Raw genomic sequence first — 22,895 nt, 5'->3', positions numbered from 1 at the left:
CGCAAGCGTCGATTTCATCACAAACAGCAATGTTTTCTGAATTTCATTAGGAATTCAGCAACAAATGCCCTCGTTATCTCATTAACCTGCCCGCTATTTTCCGTTCGCGGCATCTGGCCTGCCGCACACCCCATGACGGTTGAAGCGTCTCCAGCGGATTGCGCGGTGTGACTGGATACCGCGCACGATGACGGCCCCGTTGCGAACGCGAAAATTTGCTGCTCCCGCCAGCCCCACAAGGGCCGGCGCGGCCATTCTGACCATACGGAGACAACGAAAGATGAGTGCAAGCGCAGAGCACCTGCAACGCGGCCTGGGCGAACGCCATATCCGGCTGATGGCGCTGGGTTCGGCCATTGGCGTGGGCCTGTTCCTGGGCGCCGGCAACGCCATCAAGATGGCCGGCCCCGCCATCATGCTGGCCTACCTGATCGGCGGCGCGATGATCTTCCTGATCATGCGCGCGCTGGGCGAGATGGCCGTGCACAACCCCGTGGCCGGCTCCTTCTGCCGCTACGCACAGGACCACATGGGCCCGCTGGCGGGCTACCTGACCGGCTGGAACTACTGGTTCCTGTGGCTGGTGACCTGCGTGGCGGAGATCACCGCCGTGGCCATCTACATGGGCATGTGGTTCCCCGACGTACCGCGCTGGATCTGGGCGCTGGCCGCGCTGGCCGCGATGGGCTCGGTCAACCTGATGGCGGTCAAGGCCTATGGTGAGTTCGAGTTCTGGTTCGCCATGATCAAGATCGTCACCATCGTGCTGATGCTGTTCGGCGGCGGCGCGATGATCATGTTCGGCTTCGGCAATGGCGGCGTCGCCACCGGCATCTCCAACCTGTGGGCGGACGGCGGCTTCATGCCGAACGGCGCCTCGGGCGTGCTGATGTCGCTGCAGATGGTGATGTTCGCCTACCTGGGCGTGGAGATGATCGGCCTGACCGCCGGCGAGGCGCGCAACCCGAAGAAGTCGATCCCGGACGCGATCAACTCGGTGTTCTGGCGCATCCTGATCTTCTACGTGGGCGCGCTGTTCGTGATCCTGTCGCTGTACCCGTGGAACGAGATCGGCGCGCAGGGCAGCCCGTTCGTGCTGACCTTCGAGCGCCTGGGCATCAAGACCGCCGCCGGCATCATCAACTTCGTGGTGCTGACCGCGGCGCTGTCGTCGTGCAATGGCGGCATCTTCAGCACCGGGCGCATGCTGTACAACCTGTCGCTGCAGGGCCAGGCGCCGGCGGCCTTCGCCAAGGTCGACCGCAACGGCGTGCCGCGCCGGGCGCTGCTGGTGTCGATCACCGCGCTGCTGTGCGGCGTGCTGCTCAACTACCTGGTGCCGGAAAAGGTGTTCGTCTGGGTGACCGCGATCTCCACCTTCGGCGCGGTCTGGACCTGGGCCATCATCCTGGTCACGCAGATCAACTTCCGCCGCAGCCTGTCGGCGGCCGGGCGCAAGGCGCTGGCCTTCCGCATGCCGTTCTGGCCGTATGGCTCGTACATCGCGCTGGCCTTCCTGGCGCTGGTGGTGGCGCTGATGGCCTACTTCCCGGAAACGCGCGTGGCGCTGTTCGTGGGCCCGGGCTGGCTGGTGCTGCTGACGATCTGCTACTACGCGCTGGACATGCGCTCGCGCGGGCCGGTCAGCTACCGCGCGTGACGCTGCCGCAACGGCACGCGGGGTGCGCGTGACGGCGCACCCCGCTACAATGGCCCCGGGCAATCCACCGCCAGGGGGCCGAATGTCCGAGATGCCTGACACCTGCGCCGCGCCGCGCCGCAACAGCGCGGCCGACGCCGAAGCCCGCGCCGTCGCGGTGGCCGCCACCGTGGCGCGCACCGCCGTCGAGCAGGCCGACCACGCCATGCGCCACTGGACCGACCCCACCCCGGGGCCGGTGCGCATCGGCTCCGCGCAGCACCTGCAGATGTTCTGCAACATGCTGCTGCAGACCCACAACCCCTACAAACCCGCCGTGATCGACTGGCCCAGGCTGTCGCCCGAGGCGCTGCATCGCGTCACCTCGCTGCCGATCTGGGACATCGCCGTGCAGACCGAAGGCCGCGCCTCGGTGCGCGTGATGACCTTCGCCGGCACGGTCGGCGAACCGCTGCTGCGCAGCGCGCTGGAAATGGATGGCGGCGAGGAGGCGCGCCACAAGGTGGTGCTGTCGAAGCTGGTCGAGGCCTACGGCATCGCCCTCGCCCCCGAGCCCGACTACCCGCCGCCGGACGATCCCGAATGGGGCTGGCTGGTGACCGGCTACAGCGAGTGCATCGACAGCTTCTTCGCCTTCGGCCTGTTCGCCGCGGCAAAGCGCTCCGGCTTCTTTCCGCCTGAGCTGGTCGAAACCTTCGAGCCGGTGATCCAGGAAGAAGGCCGCCACATCCTGTTTTTCGTCAACTGGGCCGCCTGGTACCGGCGCAACCTGCCGTGGTGGCGCCGACCGCTGTTCGCGCTCAAGGTGGCGCGGGTGTGGGCCTTCCTGGTGTGGGAGCGCATCGGCATCGCGCGCGGCATCGACGCCGACGGCGTGGCGCAGGACGCCAGCTTCACCATGAACGGCTCCGGCGCGCTGGGCGAGGCGCTGACGCCGGGTGCCATGATCGACCTGTGCCTGGCAGAGAACGAACGCCGCATGACGGGCTATGACGCGCGCCTGCTGCGCCCGGAAACCGTGCCGCGGCTGGCCCGGCTGGCGCGCCGTCTCGTGAAGTAGCCATGGATATCGAGCTGGCGCTCTCGCTCTGGGACATGATCGTGCGCAGCGCCTATACCCAGCTGCGCTACTCGCCGCTGCTGCTGGCGGGCGCGGTGGCAGGCATGGTGCTGGCCTACCTGGCGCCGCCGGTGCTGGCGTTGGCCGGCGGCTGGCGGCTGTGGCCGGCGTACCTGCCGATGCTGCGCGAGTACCGCCAGCCGGCATGGCTGGCGCCGCTGCTGCCGGTGACGGGGCTGTTCTACCTGGGTGCGACCATCGACTCGGCGCGGCGCTACTGGCTGCGGCGCGGCGGGCAGTGGAAGGGGCGTGCGCAAGCGCCGGTGCGGTCCTGAGCCGTGCCGCTCATTTGCCGCTCATTTGCCTCTCATTTGCCTAGATATCCCTGCGCGCGAAACCACGCCAGCGCGTCGCGCAACCCTTCGCGGTACCCGCGCGGCGCATAGCCCAACTGCTGGCGCGCCTTGTCCGAGGTGAAGAACATCCGGTACCGCGACATATTGAGCCCGTCCACCGTAATGAACGGCTCCCTGCCGGTCACCCGCGCCACGGCCTCCGCCGCATGCGCCAGCGGATACAGGGGCCAGCGCGGCAGTTGCACGGTAGGCGGACGCCGGCCGCACAGCTCGGCGATATCACGCAGCATCTGCTGCAGCATCACGTCATCGCCGCCAAGTATGTAGCGCTCGCCGGCGCGGCCGCGCTCCAGCGCCAGCAAGTGGCCCTCGGCGACGTCATCCACATGCGCCAGGTTCAGCCCGGTATCGACAAAAGCCGGGATCTTGCCGGTCGCCGCCTCGACGATGATGCGGCCAGTCGGCGTGGGCCGGACGTCGCGCGGGCCGATCGGCGTCGAAGGGTTGACGATCACCGCGGGCAGGCCGCGCTCTGCCACCAGCCTTTCGACCACGCGCTCGGCCAGCACCTTGCTGCGCTTGTACGCGCCGATGGCCTCGTGCGGCTGCAGCGCCGCGGTTTCGTCCACCGGCGCCTGCGCGCCGGCGACGCGCAGCGTGGCAACGCTGCTGGTATAGACCACGCGCTCGACGCCGGCGCGCTGCGCGGCCTCCATCACCGCCAGCGTGCCGTCGACATTGGTGCGCACGATCTCCTCCGGATCGGGCGCCCATAGCCGGTAGTCGGCGGCAACGTGGAACAGGTAGCGCACGCCCGGCAGCGCGGCGGCCACGGCGGCGGCGTCGCGCATGTCGCCCTCGGCCACCGTCACCGGCAGGCCGGCAAGGTTGGTGCGCGGACTCCGCGGGCGTACCAGCACGCGCACTCTGAAACCGCGCGCCAGCGCCTGCCGCGCTACCGCCGAGCCAAGGAAACCCGAGGCTCCTGTCACCAGCACGTCATCGTTTCTCGTCATAAAGCCGTTTTCCCGGTGAGGCACAAGCGCCGCAAAGGCGGCCGGAAGCCGCCGCAGTCCGGCCCGGCACGGCGCGGCGCTGCCAGACAAAGCGCGCGTGTCGGGTATATAGTAACCACCGTGCGACGGAAATGTGATCCTGATGAATCTCCGGTGCGGCGCCGGCTCGCGGATCGCTAATCCCGCCATCCCAATTGCTGAAACCCGTTGCAAAGGGTCAGGGGGTCTACTCTATGCAGGTGATTCTGGCTCAGCCCCGCGGCTTCTGTGCCGGCGTGGTGCGCGCGATCGAGATCGTCGACCGCGCCATCGCCAAGCACGGCGCGCCGGTGTTCGTGCGGCATGAGATTGTGCACAACAAGCACGTAGTAGAGGGATTGAAGGAAAAAGGCGCGCGTTTTGTCGAAGAACTCGATGAAGTTCCGGCCGGCGCCGTGACCATCTTCAGTGCGCACGGCGTTTCCCGTGCGGTGGTCGCCGATGCCAGCCAGCGCCAGCTGCATGCTATCGACGCCACCTGCCCGCTGGTGATCAAGGTCCACACCCAGGGCCGCCAGTACGCTGCCAGCGGCCGCACCGTGATCCTGATCGGCCATGCTGGCCATCCCGAGGTGGAAGGCACCATGGGCCAGATCCCGGGCAAGGTGATCCTGGTGCAAAACGAAGCCGAGGTCGGGCTGCTCGACCTGCCGCCCGAAACGCCGGTCGCCTACGTCACGCAGACCACGCTGAGCGTCGATGACACCCGCAATATCATCGCCGCGCTGGCCCGCCGCTTCAGCAACCTGGTCGGCCCCGATACACGCGACATCTGCTACGCGACGCAAAACCGCCAGAGCGCCGTGCGCGACCTGTGCAAGCTGGCCGACGTCATCCTGGTGATCGGCGCGACCAACAGCTCCAACTCCAACCGCCTGCGCGAGATCGGCACCGAAAGCGGCGTGCCCAGCTACCTGATCGCCGACGGCGGCGAGCTGGATCCGGCCTGGGTGCGCGATGCCAACGTGGTCGGCATCACAGCGGGCGCCTCGGCTCCCGAGGAAATGGTCGAGGACGTGATCGCCGCGCTGCGCAAGCTGGGCCCCGTCGAGGTCACCACCATGGCCGGGCGCGAGGAGCATGCCGAATTCCGCCTGCCCGCCGAACTGGCCGACGTCAGGCCATCCGCGGCGCCGCGCAAGGCTGGCAAGGCCGCCGCCCGCACCGAGACCGACACCGCGCCTGCCGCTGCCGGCACCAACGAGAATATCGCCGGCTGAACCTAACAAGAGGAAGCTGCCTTGGCCATTCCGTTCCTGCAGGTCGCCCGCGTGGGCGCCTACATCGTCGGCAAGCACCTGTCGCGGCAGAAACGCTACCCGCTCGCGCTGATGCTGGAGCCGCTGTTCCGCTGCAACCTGGCCTGCTCGGGCTGCGGCAAGATCGACTATCCCGATCCCATCCTGAACCAGCGCCTGTCGGTGCAGGAATGCCTCGATGCGGTCGACGAATGCGGCGCGCCGGTGGTCTCGATCGCCGGTGGCGAACCGCTGCTGCACAAGGACATGCCGGAGATCGTGCAGGGCATCGTCGCCCGGCGCCGCTTCGTCTACCTGTGCACCAACGCGCTGCTGATGGAGAAGAAGCTGGACCAGTACCGGCCCAGCCCGTATTTCATCTGGTCGGTGCACCTGGACGGCGACCGCGAGATGCACGACCGCTCGGTGTGCCAGGAAGGGGTCTACGACCGCGCCGTGGCGGCGATCCGGCAGGCCAAGGAACGCGGCTTCCGCGTCAACATCAACTGCACGCTGTTCAACGATGCCGAGCCCGAGCGCGTGGCCAGGTTCTTCGACTCGGTCAAGGCGCTGGGCGTGGACGGCATCACCGTGTCGCCGGGCTATGCCTATGAGCGCGCGCCCGACCAGCAGCATTTCCTGAACCGCGGCAAGACCCGGCAGCTGTTCCGCGACATCCTCGGCCGCGGCCGCGCAGGCAAGAACTGGGCCTTCAGCCAGTCGACGCTGTTCCTGGACTTCCTGGCCGGCAACCAGACCTACCACTGCACGCCGTGGGGCAACCCGGCGCGCACGGTGTTCGGCTGGCAGCGGCCGTGCTACCTGGTCGGCGAGGGCTATGCCAAAACCTTCCGCGAGCTGATGGACGAGACCGACTGGGACGCCTACGGCACCGGCAACTACGAGAAGTGCGCCGACTGCATGGTTCACAGCGGCTACGAGGCCACCGCGGTGGCGGATACCTTCGCCCACCCGCTCAAGGCGCTGGGAGTGAGCCTGCGTGGCGTGCGCACCAGCGGGCCGATGGCGCCGGACATTGCGCTGGACCGGCAACGGCCGGCGGAATACGTGTTCTCGCGCCACGTCGAGATCAAGCTGGAGGAAATCCAGCGCGCGAAGCCGTCCGCCAATCAGGTCCATCCGCCCCGGCCGGCGGCCAACGCCAACGGCGCCGCCACGCACTGATCACGGGGCCTGGCCATGCTCGCGGCTATCCTGACCGGCGCTGCGCTCACCTGCGTGTCGGCCGGCTATGCGCTGGCCGCGGCGTGGGTGTCGCGCCGGGCACTGCCTGCCGGCGCGAGCAGCGTAGCGGTGCCGGTCAGCGTGCTCAAGCCGCTATGCGGCGCGGAACCGCGGCTCTACCGCAACCTCGCCACGCTGTGCCGGCAACGGCACGACCAATTCCAGCTGGTATTCGGCGTGCGCGCCGCAGACGATCCCGCGATCGACGTGGTAGCGCGGCTGCAACGCGATTTCCCCGATTGCGATATCGCGCTGGTCGTGGATGCGCGCATTTATGGCAGCAACCTCAAGGTCAGCAACCTGGTCAACCTGTTTGCGCTGGCCAAGCATGACTGGCTGGTGGTCGCCGACAGCGATATCGCCGTGCCGCCAGACTACCTGGCGCGCGTGACAGCGCCACTGGCCGATGCCGGCGTCGGCGTGGTCACCTGCCTCTATCGCGGCCGGGCCAGGGGCGGCTTCTGGTCGCGGCTGGGCGCGCAGTTTATCGATGAGTGGTTCGCGCCGTCGGTGCGGATCGCGCATGCGGGCGGGTCGCGCCGCTTTGCCTTCGGGGCGACCATTGCGCTGCGGCGCGAGACGCTGGTTGCAATCGGAGGCTTCGAGGCATTGGCAGACCGGCTGGCGGACGATTTCTGGCTGGGCGAACTGACGCGGCGGCTGGGGTTGCGGACGGTGTTGTCGGATGTGGTGGTGAGTACCGATGTCACCGAAGACCGCCTTGCCGAACTGTGGCGGCATGAACTGCGCTGGCTGCGGACGATCCGGTCGCTGAATCCGTTGGGCTTTGGCTTTGCGTTTATTACCTTTACCTGGCCGATGCTGGCGCTGGGGCTTTGGCTGGCGCCGCTGCCGTGGGTGGTTGCGGTGGCGGTCGCTGGTGTGATGGGCCGCAGCGTGCTGGCAGGCAATTGTGCCGCTGCGCTGCGTGCGCCGTTGCGGGATGCGTTGCTGCTGGCAGGCTGGGCAATGGCGCTGGCCGGCAAGCGTGTGCAGTGGCGCGAGCAGGTGCTTTCCGTACGCGACATGCAGCACTCCGGCCGAGCGCCGGCCCTCTCCCCCAACCCCTCTCCCGCGTGCGGGAGGGGGGCGGAGGAGAGGGCAGGCGCGTCCACGAGCCCCTCCCCTGACACCCCACCTTTCACCGGCATCCACACCAAGAGGCCGCTATGAAAAAAACCCTGTTCCTCCAGGCCCCGTCCTTCGACGGCTTCGACGGCGGCGCCGGTTCGCGCTACCAGGCCAAGCGCGAGATCAAGTCGTTCTGGTACCCCACCTGGCTCGCGCAACCCGCCGCACTGGTGCCCGGCAGCCGCGTGCTCGACGCGCCCGCCGACGAGCTGACGGTGCAGCAGACGCTCGATATCGCCGCCGAGTACGAGCTGGTCATCATCCACACCAGCACGCCCTCCTTCCCCACCGACGCCAAATTTGCCGAGGAGCTGAAGCAGCGCAAGCCCGGCGTGATGATCGGCATGGTCGGCGCCAAACCCGCGGTCGATCCCGGCGGCACGCTCGGCGCCAGCGACGCGATCGACTTCGTCTGCCGCGAGGAATTCGACTACACCTGCCAGGATGTCGCAGCCGGCAAGCCACTCAAGGACATACCGGGGCTGTCCTACCGGCTGCCGGACGGCTCACTCGAACACAACGGCCAGCGCCCGATGATCGAGAACATGGACGAGCTGCCGTTCGTGGCGCCGGTCTACCAGCGCGACCTGAAGATCGAAAACTACTTCATCGGCTACCTGAAGCACCCATATGTGTCGATCTACACCGGCCGCGGCTGCCGCTCGCGCTGCACCTTCTGCCTGTGGCCGCAGACCGTCGGCGGGCACCGCTACCGCACGCGCTCGGCCGAAAGCGTGATCGCGGAGGTGAAATGGATCAAGGAGAACATGCCCGAGGTGAAGGAGATCATGTTCGACGACGACACCTTCACCGACTTCAAGCCGCGCGTGGAAGAGATCGCGCGCGGGCTGGGCAGGCTGGGCGTAACCTGGTCGTGCAATGCCAAGGCCAACGTGCCGTACAGCACGCTGAAGATCATGAAGGAGAACGGCCTGCGCCTCCTGCTCGTGGGCTATGAGTCGGGCGACGACCAGATCCTGCTGAACATCAAGAAGGGCCTGCGCACGGACATCGCGCGCCGCTTCACCGAGGACTGCCGCAAGCTCGGCATCCAGATCCACGGCACGTTTATCCTGGGCCTGCCCGGGGAGACGCGCGAGACCATCGAGAAGACCATCGAATACGCCAAGGAAATCAATCCGCACACCATCCAGGTGTCGCTGGCCGCGCCCTACCCCGGCACCACGCTGTACCGGCAGGCGGTCGACAACGGCTGGCTGGAAGAGAACAAGGTCATCAACCTGGTCAACGACCAGGGCGTGCAGCTGGCCGCGATCAGCTACCCCCACCTGTCAAAGGAGGAGATCTACCACGGCGTCGAGACCTTCTACAGGCGCTTCTACTTCCGCCCCGGCAAGATCTGGGAAATCGTGCGGGAAATGCTGGGAAGCTGGGACATGATGAAGCGGCGCCTGCGCGAAGGCGTGGAGTTCTTCCGCTTCCTGCGCTCGCACGAGGCCTGATCCTGGCACCCGACGCGCTACAGGGCCCCGATGCATCGCAGCGCGCGCTGATCGTCACCGCCGACGACTTCGGCCTGCATCCTGCCGTCAACGAGGCAGTCGAACTGGCCCACCGCGACGGCGTGCTCAATGCCGCCAGCCTGATGGTGGGTGCGCCGGCCGTGGCCGATGCGGTCGCGCGCGCACGCCGGCTGCCGTCGCTGCGCGTCGGCCTGCACGTGGTGCTGGCCGACGGTCCCGCCACGCTGCCGCGCGCGCAGATCCCGGCGCTGGTCGATGCGCGGGGGCGCTTCGGCTCGGCCATGGCGCTGGACGGCTGCCGCTTCTTCTTCCTGCCGCACGTGCGGCGCCAGCTGGCAGCCGAGATCCGCGCGCAGTTCGACGCCTTCGCCGCCACCGGGCTGCCGCTGGACCATGTCAACACGCACAAGCATTTCCACCTGCACCCGACCGTGCTCGCGCTGATCCTGTCGATCGGCCGCGACTACGGCCTGCGCGCCATGCGCCTGCCGCGCGAAGCCCGCGCGCCGCTGCTGCTGCGGCCGTGGCTGGCATTGCTGCGCCGGCGCCTGGCCCGCGCCGGTATCGCCCACAACGACTACGTGGTCGGCATCGCGCGCAGCGGGCAGATGGATGAAGCGGCGCTGCTCGATGCGCTGGCGCGGCTGCCGGCCGGCGTGGGCGAAATCTACCTGCATCCGGCGGTGGTGTCGGGCGAGGCCATCGCCCCGTCGATGCGCGGCTACCGCCACGCCGACGAACTGGCCGCGCTGCTGTCTCCGCGCGTGCGCGCCGCGCTGCAGCGTGCCGCCACGCGGCGCGGCGGCTTTGCCGACGTGCTGCCGGCCTGATCCCCGACATGAAGCGCATCGCCATCCTCACCGGCCTGCTGGGCCTGCTGGCCCTGACCGTGCTGGTGGTGCGCCAGGGGATCGGCGACATCGCCGCCATTGTGGCCCAGGGCGGCTGGCTGCTGCTGGCGCTGGTGCCGCTGCATGCGCTGCCGCTGCTGCTCGATGCGCAGGGCTGGCGCGTGCTGCTGACTTCGGCCGATCCCGACGAGAACGCTGGCCTGGGCTTCCTGTGGTGGATCGCCACCGTGCGCGAGGCCGTGAACCGCTTGTTGCCGACGGTCAGCGTCGGCGGCGAACTGGTCGGCATCCGCCTGACGCGGCTGCGCATCCGCGATACCACCGCGGTCGCCGCCAGCGTGGTGGTCGAGGTGATGACCACGCTGTTCGCGCAGTACCTGTTCTCGGCGCTGGGCGTGCTGGTGCTGGTCGCGGCGCTGCAGGACGGCGGGCAGGCCTGGGTCATCCTGGCCGGCCTGCTGCTGTCGCTGCCGGTGCCGGTCCTGTTCGCGCTGTCGCTGCGCTACAGCGCGGTCTTTGAAAAGCTGGAAGGCGCGGCACGCCGCCTGTTCGGCGAGGACAACCGCGTGGTGACCATGATCGACGGCGCGCGGCTGGATGCCCATATCCGCGCACTCAACCGCCGCCGCAACGAACTGGTGAGCGCCGTATTGTGGCAACTCGCGGGCTTGGTCACCGGCACGCTGGAAGTGTGGTTCGCGCTGATGCTGCTTGGCCACCCGGTGCCCTTCTGGCATGCGCTGGCGATCGAGGCGCTGACGCAGGCCGCGCGCAATGTGGCGTTCTTCGTGCCGGCGGGGCTCGGCGTGCAGGAAGCGGTGGTGATGCTGCTTGGGCAGGCGCTGGGGATGGATGCGCAGGTCTCGCTGGCGCTGGCGCTGGTCAAGCGCGCGCGCGAGGTGCTGTTCGGCGTGCCGGCGCTGCTGTCCTGGCAGTGGGTGGAGCTGCGGCGCTGGCGCCGCGGCCGCGCGCGCGAGGCGGAGAACGCCTAGCTGGCCGCGTTTTGCCGGGCGTTGTGCGTGGTCAGGTAATTCACCAGCCCGTCCACGCCGCCGCGGGCAACGATATCGGCGAACTGCTTGCGATAGACCTCGATCAGCCACGCGCCCATCATGTTGATGTCATAGATGCGCCAGCCGGCGGCGGTGCGCTGCAGCCGGTAGTCGATCTGCATCTCGTCGGCGTTGTTGATCACGCGCGTCTGCACCACCACGTCGGTGGCGCCACTGCCGGCCTTGACCGGCTGGTAGCGGAACCTGACGCTCTGCTCGCGCAGCTGCGCCAGCGATACCGCGTAGCTGCGCACCAGCAGCGTCTCGAACTGCTCGTAGAGCTGCTTCTGCTGCTCCGGCGTCGCGCTGCGCCACGCGCTGCCGACCGCCAGCCGCGTGGTGCGCCGGAAGTCGGCATAGGGCAGGAACTGCTTCTGCACGACCGCGGTGATCTTGCCGAGATCGCCGGCACGCGTATCGGGATTGGACTGGATGGTGCCGATCACGCCCTCGACTGCGGCCTGCACCAGCCGCTCCGGGCTCGCGCGCAGGTCTGCGGGCTGGACCGCCTGGGCATGCGCCGTCGCAACCATGACCACCGCCGCAAGCGGTGCAAGCGGCACCAGGGGAAGCAAAGCGTAACTCTTCATGGATCTCGTGCAGGAAGGACAGTGGAGCCGCGCCTGTGGCGCATGGCTTTCACGCGCGCTCGGCAAGTGCGCGGCCAGTATAGCGGAACGGTCCCGCCCCAACTCCGCCCCGCATGCCGCATGCGCCACGCCGCCAGCCGATATACTCGCGGTTCGTGCTCCTTCCGGATCCGCCCATGCTGACTTCGCTGCTGACACGCATCGTCCGGCTCGCCACGGCCTGGCCCTGGCGGATCATCATGCTGGCGGCAGTGCTGACCGCGGCCAGCGGCGTCTACGTGGCGCGCAACTTTGCGATCAATACGGACATCAGCCGCCTGCTTGAATCAGACGCGCCGTGGGCGCAACGCGATGCCGCCATCGCCAATGCCTTCCCGCAACGCAACCAGCTGATCCTGGCGGTGGTCCAGGCGCCCGCGGCGGAACTGGCCGATGCCGCCGCCGATGCGCTGGCTGAGGCGCTGCGCCGCCAGCCGGCGCGCTTCACCGCGGTCAGCCAGCCTGGCGGCGGGGCGTTCTTCGCGCGCAACGGGCTGCTGTTCGCCAGTCCCGACGAAGTCCGCCAGTTGTCGCAGCAACTCGTGCAGGCGCGACCGCTGGTCGGCGCGCTGGCGCACGACCCCACGCTGCGTGGCCTCTCGGATACCCTCACCACCATGCTGGCGCTGCCGTTGCAGATGGGTCAGGTCAAGCTTGGCGACATGGCGAAGCTGCTCGGCAGCAGCGCGCAGGCACTGGACGAGGTGCTGGCCGGTAAGCCCGCGGCGCTGTCGTGGGCCGGACTGGTCGACGACAGCCTCAAGCCCGGCCCGGACGGCCATGCCTACAGCTACGTCGCCGTCAGCCCGGTGCTCGACTACAGCGACTTGCAGGCCGGTGCCGCAGCCTCGCGCGCGATCCGGCAGGCGGCCGCCGACCTGCAGCTGGCGCAGCGCTACCGGGCAACGGTGCGGCTGACCGGTCCGCAGGCGCTGGCCGACGATGAATTTGCCTCGGTCAGCGACGGCGCCGTGCTCAACGGTGTGCTGACCGTGCTGGTGGTGGTGCTGATCCTGTGGCTGGCGCTGCGTTCGGCGCGGCTGATCGTGGCCGTGCTGGCAAGCCTGTTCGCCGGGCTGCTGATCACCGCGGCGCTGGGGCTGGCCATGGTGGGCGCGCTGAACATGATCTCGGTGGCGTTCGCGGTGCTGTTCGTCGGCCTCGGCGTGGACTTCGGCATCCAGTTCGGCGTGCGCTACCGTGCCGAGCGCCATGACCGCGACCATGCGGTCGAGGCGCTGGGGATGGCCGCGCACGCGGTCGGCGCGCCGCTGGCGCTGGCTGCGGCCGCGACCGCGGCGGCGTTCTTCTGCTTCCTGCCGACCGACTACCGCGGCGTGGCCGAGCTGGGCCTGATCGCCGGCGTCGGCATGATGGTCGCGTTCGCCACCACCTTCACGCTGCTGCCGGCGCTGATCAGCGTGCTGCGGCCCGGTGGCGAAGCCGAGGCGCCCGGCTTTGCCTGGCTGGCGCCGGCGGACCTGTTCTTCGAGCGCTACCGCAAGCCGGTGCTGCTGGTGACGCTGCTGGCCATCCTCGCCGGCGCACCGCTGCTGCCGAACCTGCGTTTCGATTTCGACCCGCTGCACCTGAAAGACCCGCAATCGGAATCGATGGCGACGCTGCTGGCGCTGAAGGACGCGCCGCAGGCCGGCACCGAGGACGTCAGCATGCTGGCGCCGTCGCTGCAGGCGGCGCGCGACAGCGCCGCCCGGCTCGCGGCCTTGCCGGAGGTGGCGCGCGCGGTCACGCTGCAGAGCTTTATCCCCGACGACCAGCAGCCCAAGCTGCAGGCGATTGCGCAGGCGTCGGCCGCGCTGATGCCGGCGCTCGCGCAGCCCACCGCCACGCCCGCGAACGACACCGCCCGCGTCAATGCGTTGCGCAACGCGGCGCGCCAGCTCGCCATCGCCGCCGACGAGCATCCCGGCCCCGGCGCGGCCGAAGCCGCGCACCTGTCGGCTACGCTGAAGAAACTCGCCGGAGCCAACGCCGCCACGCGCGACCGCGCCGAGCGCGCCATCGCGCTGCCGCTGCAGCTGGCGCTGGCCCGGCTGAAGCTCGCGCTCAGCCCGCGGCCGGTCACCCGCGAAACACTGCCGCCGGCGCTGGTGGGCGACTGGGTCACGTCCGATGGCCGCGCACTGGTCAGCGTCAGCCCGAAGCTGGCGCCGGCAGGCAGCGCGCAGCGCGAGGCCTCGCTGGACCGCTTTATCGCCGCGGTGCAGCGCGTGGAGCCTGCCGCCACCGGCGGCCCCATCGCCGTGCGCGGCTCGGCCGACACCATCATGACGGCGTTCGCGCAGGCCGGCGCCTGGGCGGTGCTGTCGATCACGCTGCTGCTGTGGATCACGCTGCGCCGCTTCGGCGACGTGCTGCGCACCCTGGTGCCGCTGCTGGTGTCGGCCGTGGTCACGCTGGAGCTATGCGTGGTGTCCGGCATTGCGCTGAACTTCGCCAACGTGATCGCGCTGCCGCTGCTGCTGGGCATCGGCGTGGCCTTCAAGATCTACTACGTGATCGCCTGGCGGCACGGCAAGACCAAGCTGCTGCAATCGAGCCTGACGCATGCCGTGCTGTACAGCGCCGCCACCACCGCCACCGCCTTCGGCAGCCTGTGGCTGTCGCACCATCCGGGCACCGCCAGCATGGGCAAGCTGCTGGCGCTGGCGCTGTTGTGCACGCTGGTGGGCGCGGTGTTCTTCCAGCCGATCCTGATGGGCCGCCCGCGCGAAGAGACGCGTCCCGGCCAAGACAAACCCGCCGCGCCCGCCCCCTGAGCGTTCACGACTTGCCGCGCCCTTTTTGTACGATGCCTTTCCGCACCCGCCCGCGCTCGCCTGCCATTTCCCTTGCCACCACTGCCGCTGCCGCGGCCCTGCTCGCCGGCTGCGCCACCGGCCCGCAGGCCAACCCGGACGATCCGCTCGAACCGATGAACCGCGCCGTGTTCACGGTCAACGACAAGCTCGACCAGTACGTGGCCAAGCCGGTCGCGCAGGGCTACAAGGCGGTCACGCCGGAGCCGGTGCGCACCGCCGTCAGCAACTTCTTCTCGAATCTTGCCGACGTGGGCAACTTTGCCAACAACCTGCTGCAGGGCAAGGGCGTGGCGGCAGCGGAGAGCTTTATGCGGGTCGCGGTCAATTCCGTGCTCGGGCTGGGCGGGCTGATCGATATCGCCACGCCGGCCGGCCTGGAAAAGCGTTCGCAGGATTTCGGGCTGACGCTGGGCACATGGGGCGTGCCGTCGGGGCCGTACCTGGTGCTGCCGCTGTTCGGCCCGAGTTCGTTCCGCGACGGCGTTGGCCTGTATGTGAATTTCCAGTTCGATCCCATTACCTATGCCGAACCGGCGGTACGGAATTCGCTGTTTGCCGCCAACGTGGTCGACGTGCGCACCAACCTGCTGGGCGCGACCGACCTGCTGGCGCTGGCGGCGCTGGACAAGTATGCGTTCGTGCGCGACGCGTACCTGCAGCGCAGGCGCTACCTGCTGGGGGAAGGCACGGCGCTGCCCGACTATGGCGACGAGGACGACGCGGACAACGCGGACGGCAAGGACAAGGGCGACAACAAGGAAAGCAAGCCGGCCGCGCCAGCCGCTGCGCCGGCGCCGACGCAGCCGGTGGCGCCGCGCTGACGCGGCGCCTGCGCCCGGATCAGCTGCCGATACCCAGCAGCACCACCTCGAACGTCAGCGTCGCGTTCGGCGGGATCGTGCCCGGCACGCCGCGCGCGCCGTAGGCCGTCGAGGCCGGGCAGGTCAGCTTGGCCTTGCCGCCCACCTGCATCGCCTGCACGCCTTCGGTCCAGCACGGGATCACGCGGTTAAGCGGGAACGAGATCGGCTGGCCGCGCTTGAACGAGCTGTCGAACTCGGTGCCGTCGGCGAGCGTGCCGCGGTAGTGGACCTGCACCGAGTCGGTGGCCTTGGGCGAAGCGCCGGTGCCCTTGACCAGGTGCTGGATGGTCATGCCCGAAGGCAGCGTCTGCGGCGCCGCGGGAGCGGCGGGGGCAGCGGGCGCGGAAGCCGCCGGCCCCACCGCCATGGCAGAAGCAGCGGCGCAGGCAAGGGTCAGGGAGCCGACAAGAAGCGCGAGAGTTTTCATGGGAAAGGCCATCGTGTTGTCGTGGCGTGGAGATGAATGGGGTACGGCAGTGTAACTTAGGCCGGCATCCCGCTTGCCCGCCAGCGCCCGATGGCGCACAGGCGGCCTGCGCCATGCGACGTATGCGGCGTATGTGCCGGATTGCGACACGGGTCCCGTTGCATGCACCGTTTTGCGGTCTACGATGATTCTGACAGTCCCGGCGCGGCCGGGCCGCACGGAGGATGCCATGGCATTGACGGACTCAAGGGATCTCGCGGTCTCCACCCAAAACGCGCACTCGGTCGCGCTGTACGAAACGGCACTGCGACTGCTGAATGGCTTCTACGGCGACCCGCTCGGCGTTATCGACACCGCGCTAGACGCCGATCCCGGCTTCGCCATGGGCCATGCCTTGCGCGCCGGCCTGATGCTGACCGCCGGCGACGGCACGGCCGAGCCCATGCTGCGCGACAGCGTGGAAGCCGGCGAGGCGCTCGCCGGGCTGAACGAGCGCGAGCGGCGCCACCTGGCCGCGGCGCGCGCGTGGCTGGACGGCGAGTTCGAGCGCTCGCTGCGGCTCTATGGCGAGATCGTGGTCGACTACCCACGTGACCTGCTGGCGATCCAGGTGGCGCACCTGGGCGACTTCCTGCTGGGCCAGACGTCGATGCTGCGCGACCGCATCGCGCAGGTGCTGCCGCACTGGGACGACCGCATGCCGGGCTACGGCTACCTGCTCGGCATGCATGCGTTCGGGCTGGAGGAAACCCAGCTCTATGGCCGCGCCGAGGAAAGCGGCCGGCGCGCGCTGGAACTGAACCCGCGCGACCCGTGGGCCGTGCACGCGGTGGCGCACGTGATGGAGATGCAGGGCCGGCTGGACGACGGCATCGCCTGGCTGAACACGCGCCGCGAGGACTGGTCCGAGGACAACATGCTGGCCGTGCACAACTGGTGGCACCTGGCATTGTTCCAGCTCGAAGCCGGCAACACCGACGACGTGCTGGCGCTGTACGACGCCGAGATCAGCCGCCCGGCGCCGGCGATCGCGCTGGACCTGGTGGACGCGTCCGCGCTGCTGTGGCGGCTGCACCTGCGCGGCGTCGACGTGGGCACGCGCTGGCAGCCGGTGGCGGACGACTGGCTGGGCCGCGGCGCGGCCGGCTACTACGCCTTCAACGACGTCCACGCGGTGATGGCGAGCCTGGGCGCGCACCGGCCTGCGGCCGTCGACCAGTTGCGCGCCGCACTCGAGCGCGCCGCACTGGGCAACGGCACCAACGCCATGATGGCGCGCGACGTGGGCCTGCCGGTGGCCGATGCGCTGATCGCGTTCGAAGAGGGCGACTACGCCGGCGCGATCGACCTGCTGCTGCCGGTGCGGCTGATCGCCCATCGCTTCGGCGGCAGCCATGCGCAGCGCGACGTGATCGGCCTGACGCTGCTCGAGTCGGCGCTGCGCGCCGGCCGCCGCAGCCTGGCCATCGCGCTGACGGCCGAGCGTGCCGCGCTCAAGCCCATGAGCCCGAGCCTGCACCGGCTGGTGCAGCGCGCGGACAGCTGCCGGCCGTGACGCGGGCCTGCGAGGCGGTCCAGCGCCGCCTATACTGCACCTGACCCAGCACCTGACCCAGCACCCTGCGCAGCAACTGACCGGAGTCCGCCCCATGCCGAACCGCTTCCGCTCGCTGATCCTCGCCGCCAGCGCCACGCTGGCGCTGGCCGCTGTACCGGCCCTGGCCCACCACGGCTGGTCGACCTACGACGAGACCAAGCCCCTGACGCTGACCGGCAAGATCGTCGAGAGCCACTACGAGAACCCGCACGCGCACATCCGCATCGATGCGGGCGGCAAGCGCTGGCTGGCCATCCTCGCGCCGGTGTCGCGCATGGAAGCGCGCGGCGCCACCGCCGACAAGGTCGCCGTGGGCCGCGAGGTGACGCTGGTCGGCTATGCCAGCAAGGAAAAGGCCGACGAGCTGCGCGCCGAGCGCATCACCGTGGACGGCAAGACCGTCGAACTGCGCTGAGCCGCCACGCGCGCCATGGCGGCACTGCTGGCGCAATGGGGTGAATGGGCCGCCGGCCTGGCGCGGCTGCCATTCGCAGCCGCGCTGCGCTCCTCCGCGTGGGCCTACCCGGCGGTGGAGATCGTCCATCTCGCCGGCATGGCGCTGCTGTTCGGCTCCATCGTCGTGGTCGACATGCGCCTGGCCGGGCTCGGGCGCCGGCTGCCGGTCAGCCTGCTGCTGCGCCACGCACTGCCGTTCACGGTAGCGGCCTTTGTCGCCGTCGCCGCCAGCGGTGTGCTGCTGTTCATGGCGCATGCGGACGAACTGGCCACCAATCCCGCCTTCCTCGCCAAGCTGTGCCTGGTCGCGCTGGCACTGCTCAACGTCGCGTGGTTCCACACCGTGCCGTACCGGCGTCTGCATGACAGCCGGCTCGGCTGGGACGTGGAGCGCGCGCCGCCGGCCGGCGCGCGCATCAGTGCCATCGTGTCGGTGGTGACGTGGGTGCTGGTGATCTGTGCCGGGCGCCTGATCGCCTACGTCTGAGGGGGGGACGCCCCACGCGCCGGCCGGCGCCGGAACCGCACCACCCGGCAACCGGCCGAGGAGGAGGACTGGATCAGCTCATTGCGGGCGACAGCGTGCCCAGCGCCGCGACCAGCGCCAGCACCGCCGTGCCCGCAGCCGCTTCCAGCGCCACGCTGCGCCGCAGCGCGAGCACCGCCTTGGCGGGCTGGCCCGCTTGCAATGCCTGCGCCAGCCGCGGCGCGTGGCGGAAACGATTGGCCGCGGCCAGGGCCAGCATCGACATGAACAACGCGAGCTTGGCGGCCAGCAAGCCACCGTATGCGGTGACGGAGAAGTCCGGCAGCGCGGCCCCGACCACGAAACCGTAGTTCAGCGCGCCGGTCAGCACCAGCGTGACAACAATGCCGGTGCCGATACGGGCGAAGCCGTTGGCCGTGCGGCTGAGCAGCGACCACGCGGCGGCATCGGATCCCGGCCGTGCCCGCGACAGCAGCACGAAGCCGGCCAGCGCACCGGCCCACGCGCCCGCGGCAAGCAGGTGCGCGGTGTCGGCGGCCAGGTGCACGTAATGGCCGACGCCCTCGCTCATCGCACCGTGGCCGCCCCAGGGCAGCGATGCCAGCGCCGCCGCCGACAGCATCGCCAGCAATACGGCCTGCGCCACGGGCCGCGCGCGCAGCGCCAGCACCGCTGGCAGGCACAGCACCAGCGCCGCCACGCGCACCGACCACGCCATGCCATACGCCGTGCCGGTCAGGATCATGCCGAAGACATCGCGGTCCAGTGCGGCGTACGACGCCGCGCCGCTCATCGTCCTGGCCATCACCACCAGCGCCGCGAGGGAAAGCACGGTGCCGGCCAGCGCGCACCCGAGCGCAATGGCGCGGCACTGCGCGGCAAACCGCGCACCGTGTTCACCGCGCCGCAGACCGGTCAGGCAGAACAGCGGCAGGCCGAACGCCAGGCCCAGCACGATGTAGAGCGCCAGGCGCAGCGCGACGGCGAGCCAGTCCATGACCCGCCATCACTTGACGGTGAAGGAGAAATTGCCGGTGACGGGATGCGTGTCGGCCGACACGGCGCGCCATTCGACGCGGTAGCTGCCGGCGGGCAGCGGCTGCGCCGGCGTGATCACCATGGTCTTGGGGTCGCTGCTGGCGGACACCCTTGCTGCCATCTTCATCGGCGCGTGGTTGGCCATGCCGGGCATGCCGGTCATCACCAGGTTGGCGCCGGAGAACTGCGTGACGAGGTCTTCCGAGAAGGTCAGCTCGATCTTCTGCGGCGCGGCCACCTCGGCCTTGTCGGCGGGCAAGGACGTCACCAGCCTGGGATGCGCGAGGGCCGCGCTGCTGGCCAGCGCGGTGGCCGCGGCGGCAAGGGTGGCGATCAGGGGGCGCTTGATTCGCATGGCACTGCTCCGTATTGGTAAGGGGAAAGAAAAATCGCGGCCGCTCAGAACCACATGCGCACGCCAGCCACGAAGCGCGTCTCGCCGGCGCGGCCGCCGGCGGTGCGGATCATGTCCGCCGTGTTGCCGAAGGCCTGGTAGCGCTCGACGCCGATATACGGCGCGAACTGACGGGTGAACTCATAGCGCAGGCGCACGCCCACGGTGCCGCTGGACAGGCCGCTGCCGATGCCGGTCTCGGGGTCGTTCTTGCCGTACAGGTTCGCTTCGATGCGCGGCTGCAGGATCAGGCGCTGGGTCAGCAGCAGCTCGTACTCGGCGGCAAGCCGCAAAGCAGTGCGACCGCTGGTGCCGACGTAGGCGGTGGCATCGACCTCGAACCAGTACGGCGCCAGCCCCTGGATGCCGAATGCCAGCCAGTTGCGCGCGGGGCGGCCGCTGCCGGCATCGTTGCGCAGGCCCAGCTGGGTATCCCAGTAGCTGGCCACGGCATGACCCCAGAGCAGTTCCGTGCGGGCCTCATGCACCTTTCCCTTCGCGGCCTCGCCTTCGGCCTTCAGCACGAGCTTGTCGTAGCTGTTGCCGAACCACGCCTGCGCCTCGTAGGCCGCGGCGTTTTCACCGCTGGCATGGGCCCACTCAAGCCGGTCGACCAGCACGGAGGCGAACAGGTGTTCGTCGGCCATCACCAGCTGGCGCTTGTCGCCCAGCGCGTACTTGCCGACGCCGAGCTGGTAGCCACCGGAATACGCGTGCGGATCGCGCGCATCGGGCGGGGCGCTGCCGCCCTGCATCTTCATGTCGCCGTGATCCATCGCGCCGGATTGCTGCATCGGCTGCATGGACTGCATGGGTTCCATGGACTGCACGGGCTGCATGGGCTCCATGGGCTCCATGGGCTCCATGGGCTGCATCGGCTCCATGCCTTGCATCGGGGAGGCGTCTTGCGCCGGCTCACCATGACCCTGGTGCTCCTGCTGCGCCTGCTGCGCCTGCTGGCCTTGATGGCCCTGGTGGCCCGCATGCGGATCCTGCGCCGACGCGGCGCCCATCGCAGCCAGTGCCAGCACGGTGGCAGCGACGCGGGTGGCGGGCCTGGCCAGCGAACGGGAAGTCTTCTTCATTACCGTCATCACGCCACCACCACTTCGCGGAACATGCCCGCATCCATATGCATCATCAGGTGGCAATGCCAGGCCCAGCGTCCCAGCGCATCGGCGGTGACGAGGAAGCTGATGCGCTGCGCCGGCTGCACGGCGATGGTGTGGCGGCGCGCCTGGAAGCTGCCGTCCGGCGCTTCCAGTTCGCTCCACATGCCGTGCAGGTGCATGGGGTGCGTCATCATGGTGTCGTTATGCAGGATCACGCGCAGCCGTTCTCCGTACTTGAAATAAACCGGCGTCGACTTGCCGAACTCCACGCCGTCGAACGACCACGTGTAGCGCTCCATGTTGCCGGTCAGGTGCAGTTCGACTTCGCGGCCCGGGCCGCGCGGGTCCATCGGGCCGCCGATGGTGTGCTGGTCAGCCAGCGTCAGCACGCGCCGGCCGTTGTTGCGCAGGCCGATGCCGGGATCGTCGAGGTTGGTGCGCGCCATGTCGACGCGCATGTCGGTGCCGGCGCCATACTCGGTGCGGGCATGGCGCGCAACCTTGCTCGGCACCTTGAGGGACGGCTCGGCCGCCATCGTGGCCATGCCGTGCTGGCTATGGTCCATGCCGTGCTGACTGTGGTCCATGCCGTGCTGACTGTGGTCCATGCCATGCGCTCCGCCATGGCCCGTGCCCCCCATGTCGCCCATCATGTCCGCCATGCTCAGCCACTCCGGCTTGTCGGGCGCGGGCACGGGCGCCGACAATCCTTCGCGCACGGCCAGCGTGCCGCGCGCATAGCCGGTGCGGTCCATCGCCTGCGCGAAGACGGTGTAGGCGTCGTCCTGCGGCGCGACCACGACGTCGCAGGTCTCGCCGGGACCGAAGCGGAATTCGTCGACGGTGACCGGTTCCAGATCCTGCCCGTCGGCCTGCACCACGCGCAGCTTCAGCCCCGGGATACGCACGTCATAGAAGGTATTGCCCGAGCCGTTGATAAAGCGCAGGCGCACGGTCTCGCCGCGGCGGAACAGCCCGGTCCAGTTGCCGGCCGGCGTGACGCCGTTGGTCAGGTAGGTCAGTGTGGTGCCGGACAGGTCCGCGAGATCCGTCGGGCTCATCCGCATCTGGTTCCACATGCGGCGCTTGTCCAGCGCCTGCCTGATCCCGTCACGCGCCGCGTCGCGGAAGAAGTCGACGGCGGTAGGCTGGTTGTAGTTGTAGTAGTCGCTCTGCACCTTGAGCTTGGTCAGCACCCGCATCGGGTCTTCGTCGGTCCAATCGGACAGCAGCACGGTGTAGTCGCGGTCGGCGTGTCCGTGCTCACGACCCGCGGCCGGGTCGATGACGATGCCGCCGTAGACCCCGGTCATCTCCTGGAAACCGGAGTGCGAGTGGTACCAGTAGCTGCCCTGCTGCGCGACCTTGAAGCGATAGGTAAAGGTCTCGCCAGGGGCGATGCCGGCAAAGCTGATGCCCGGTACGCCGTCCATCCCGAACGGCAGGATGATGCCGTGCCAGTGGATCGAGGTCGCCTCACGCAGCCGGTTGGTGACGCGGATGGTGACGGTGTCGCCTTCGCGCCAGCGCAGCGTCGGGCCCGGCAGCATGCCGTTGATGGTGGTCGCCACCGTCGGCTTGCCGGTGAAGTTGACCAGCGACTCGCCGATCACGAGGTCGAACTCGGTGCCGCGCAGCACCGGCGCGGTTCCTGCCGCCGCGGCTGCGGTGGCGCGGTCGGGCGTGCCGGCCAGCGCGCTGGTGCCGCCAAACCCCGCCAGCCCGGCGACCACGCCGCCGGCCACCAGTCCCTGGACGAAACGGCGGCGTGGCAAGTCGGGAGGCGTGGGCAGCAAGAGGCCCGTAGGTCGGTGGCGTCGCATGGCTTCAAGTTGTCGATCAAGGCAAGGCAAGCGTAGCCAGCGCCACCCTACCCTCGCCTGACCGGAACATGACAATCCGGTAATCTTCCGGTCATGTTCACGCGCGCCGCGCGCG

Annotated in this window: 20 protein-coding genes and 1 pseudogene; 14 read left to right on the top strand and 7 right to left on the bottom strand. The window is 69.3% G+C overall.

The features are described 5' to 3' along the window. The first annotated feature begins 280 nt into the window (after positions 1-280). From J8I34_RS04105 to J8I34_RS04095, 3 genes and pseudogenes are all read left to right on the top strand, one after another. Positions 281-1,660: an amino acid permease gene (locus J8I34_RS04105; RefSeq protein ID WP_029049382.1), complete on the top strand. Its 1,380-nt coding sequence runs from the start codon at positions 281-283 to the stop codon at positions 1,658-1,660. A gap of 91 nt (positions 1,661-1,751) precedes the next feature. Further along, entirely contained in the window at positions 1,752-2,720 is a 969-nt protein-coding gene (locus tag J8I34_RS04100; RefSeq protein ID WP_371748041.1) for a ferritin-like domain-containing protein, read from the top strand. A gap of 23 nt (positions 2,721-2,743) precedes the next feature. Continuing rightward, positions 2,744-3,055, top strand: a pseudogene (locus tag J8I34_RS04095) (glycosyltransferase); the annotation flags it as partial. Positions 3,056-3,087: 32 nt separating this feature from the next. Here the strand turns inward: J8I34_RS04095 and hpnA are convergent. After that, positions 3,088-4,092, bottom strand: a complete 1,005-nt coding sequence (hpnA, locus tag J8I34_RS04090) for a hopanoid-associated sugar epimerase (protein ID WP_209805388.1) — start codon at positions 4,090-4,092, stop codon at positions 3,088-3,090. A 233-nt stretch (positions 4,093-4,325) separates the two neighbouring features. On the opposite strand from hpnA, the gene ispH reads away from it, so the two are divergent. From ispH to J8I34_RS04060, 6 genes are read left to right on the top strand one after another with little or no spacing between them, the layout of a single operon-like run. Then, positions 4,326-5,351, top strand: coding sequence for a 4-hydroxy-3-methylbut-2-enyl diphosphate reductase (gene ispH, locus J8I34_RS04085; protein ID WP_209805387.1), 1,026 nt, complete (start codon positions 4,326-4,328; stop codon positions 5,349-5,351). A gap of 21 nt (positions 5,352-5,372) precedes the next feature. Then, a complete protein-coding gene (gene hpnH, locus J8I34_RS04080) occupies positions 5,373-6,554 on the top strand; it encodes an adenosyl-hopene transferase HpnH (protein WP_029049387.1) in 1,182 nt (393 codons plus the stop codon). A 15-nt stretch (positions 6,555-6,569) separates the two neighbouring features. Beyond that, positions 6,570-7,787 carry a bacteriohopanetetrol glucosamine biosynthesis glycosyltransferase HpnI gene (gene hpnI / locus J8I34_RS04075; RefSeq protein WP_209771554.1) on the top strand — a complete coding sequence of 406 codons (1,218 nt, stop codon included), beginning with the start codon at positions 6,570-6,572 and terminating at the stop codon, positions 7,785-7,787. Beyond that, positions 7,784-9,208: a hopanoid biosynthesis associated radical SAM protein HpnJ gene (hpnJ, locus tag J8I34_RS04070; protein WP_209771551.1), complete on the top strand. Its 1,425-nt coding sequence runs from the start codon at positions 7,784-7,786 to the stop codon at positions 9,206-9,208. Before hpnI ends, hpnJ begins: the two co-directional genes overlap by 4 nt. A gap of 47 nt (positions 9,209-9,255) precedes the next feature. After that, positions 9,256-10,059: a hopanoid biosynthesis-associated protein HpnK gene (gene hpnK / locus J8I34_RS04065; protein WP_209771747.1), complete on the top strand. Its 804-nt coding sequence runs from the start codon at positions 9,256-9,258 to the stop codon at positions 10,057-10,059. A gap of 8 nt (positions 10,060-10,067) precedes the next feature. Then, entirely contained in the window at positions 10,068-11,072 is a 1,005-nt protein-coding gene (locus tag J8I34_RS04060) for a lysylphosphatidylglycerol synthase domain-containing protein (protein WP_209805386.1), read from the top strand. On the opposite strand, the gene J8I34_RS04055 is transcribed toward J8I34_RS04060, so the two are convergent. Beyond that, a complete protein-coding gene (locus J8I34_RS04055; RefSeq protein WP_209771545.1) occupies positions 11,069-11,722 on the bottom strand; it encodes an MlaC/ttg2D family ABC transporter substrate-binding protein in 654 nt (217 codons plus the stop codon). The genes J8I34_RS04060 and J8I34_RS04055 overlap by 4 nt on opposite strands. A 176-nt stretch (positions 11,723-11,898) precedes the next feature. Here J8I34_RS04055 and hpnN point away from each other — a divergent pair, with 176 nt between their 5' ends. After that, complete coding sequence (gene hpnN / locus J8I34_RS04050; RefSeq protein ID WP_209771542.1) at positions 11,899-14,541, top strand: hopanoid transporter HpnN; 2,643 nt, start codon at positions 11,899-11,901, stop codon at positions 14,539-14,541. Between the two features lie 32 nt (positions 14,542-14,573). Beyond that, the gene (locus J8I34_RS04045; RefSeq protein WP_029049392.1) at positions 14,574-15,404 is read left to right on the top strand and encodes an MlaA family lipoprotein; all 831 of its coding nucleotides are present in this window, start codon (positions 14,574-14,576) and stop codon (positions 15,402-15,404) included. Positions 15,405-15,423: 19 nt separating this feature from the next. Here the strand turns inward: J8I34_RS04045 and J8I34_RS04040 are convergent, their stop codons facing one another. Further along, positions 15,424-15,873 carry an FKBP-type peptidyl-prolyl cis-trans isomerase gene (locus tag J8I34_RS04040; protein ID WP_029049393.1) on the bottom strand — a complete coding sequence of 150 codons (450 nt, stop codon included), beginning with the start codon at positions 15,871-15,873 and terminating at the stop codon, positions 15,424-15,426. Positions 15,874-16,102: 229 nt separating this feature from the next. On the opposite strand from J8I34_RS04040, the gene J8I34_RS04035 reads away from it, so the two are divergent. The 3 genes from J8I34_RS04035 to J8I34_RS04025 all read left to right on the top strand — a co-directional run bounded on the left by J8I34_RS04035 (position 16,103) and on the right by J8I34_RS04025 (position 18,413). Further along, positions 16,103-17,428, top strand: coding sequence for a tetratricopeptide repeat protein (locus J8I34_RS04035; protein ID WP_209771535.1), 1,326 nt, complete (start codon positions 16,103-16,105; stop codon positions 17,426-17,428). A 94-nt stretch (positions 17,429-17,522) separates the two neighbouring features. Beyond that, positions 17,523-17,885 carry a DUF6152 family protein gene (locus J8I34_RS04030; protein ID WP_035878477.1) on the top strand — a complete coding sequence of 121 codons (363 nt, stop codon included), beginning with the start codon at positions 17,523-17,525 and terminating at the stop codon, positions 17,883-17,885. Between the two features lie 15 nt (positions 17,886-17,900). Then, positions 17,901-18,413: a DUF6644 family protein gene (locus tag J8I34_RS04025; protein ID WP_029049396.1), complete on the top strand. Its 513-nt coding sequence runs from the start codon at positions 17,901-17,903 to the stop codon at positions 18,411-18,413. Positions 18,414-18,486: 73 nt separating this feature from the next. Here the strand turns inward: J8I34_RS04025 and copD are convergent, their stop codons facing one another. From copD to J8I34_RS04005, 4 genes are read right to left on the bottom strand one after another with little or no spacing between them, the layout of a single operon-like run. Beyond that, on the bottom strand, positions 18,487-19,410 hold the full coding sequence (gene copD / locus J8I34_RS04020) for a copper homeostasis membrane protein CopD (protein ID WP_029049397.1): 924 nt from the start codon (positions 19,408-19,410) through the stop codon (positions 18,487-18,489). A 9-nt stretch (positions 19,411-19,419) separates the two neighbouring features. Beyond that, the gene (gene copC, locus J8I34_RS04015; protein ID WP_029049398.1) at positions 19,420-19,806 is read right to left on the bottom strand and encodes a copper homeostasis periplasmic binding protein CopC; all 387 of its coding nucleotides are present in this window, start codon (positions 19,804-19,806) and stop codon (positions 19,420-19,422) included. 44 nt (positions 19,807-19,850) lie between these two features. Continuing rightward, a complete protein-coding gene (locus tag J8I34_RS04010) occupies positions 19,851-20,930 on the bottom strand; it encodes a copper resistance protein B (protein ID WP_209805385.1) in 1,080 nt (359 codons plus the stop codon). Between the two features lie 8 nt (positions 20,931-20,938). Beyond that, on the bottom strand, positions 20,939-22,780 hold the full coding sequence (locus tag J8I34_RS04005) for a copper resistance system multicopper oxidase (RefSeq protein ID WP_245175756.1): 1,842 nt from the start codon (positions 22,778-22,780) through the stop codon (positions 20,939-20,941). Positions 22,781-22,895 lie beyond the last annotated feature (115 nt).

Source organism: Cupriavidus phytohabitans, assembly GCF_017815025.1.
Lineage (GTDB): Bacteria > Pseudomonadota > Gammaproteobacteria > Burkholderiales > Burkholderiaceae > Cupriavidus.
The sequence above is the reverse complement of the archived record's forward strand: the minus strand, read 5'-3'. Positions and strand labels throughout refer to the sequence as shown.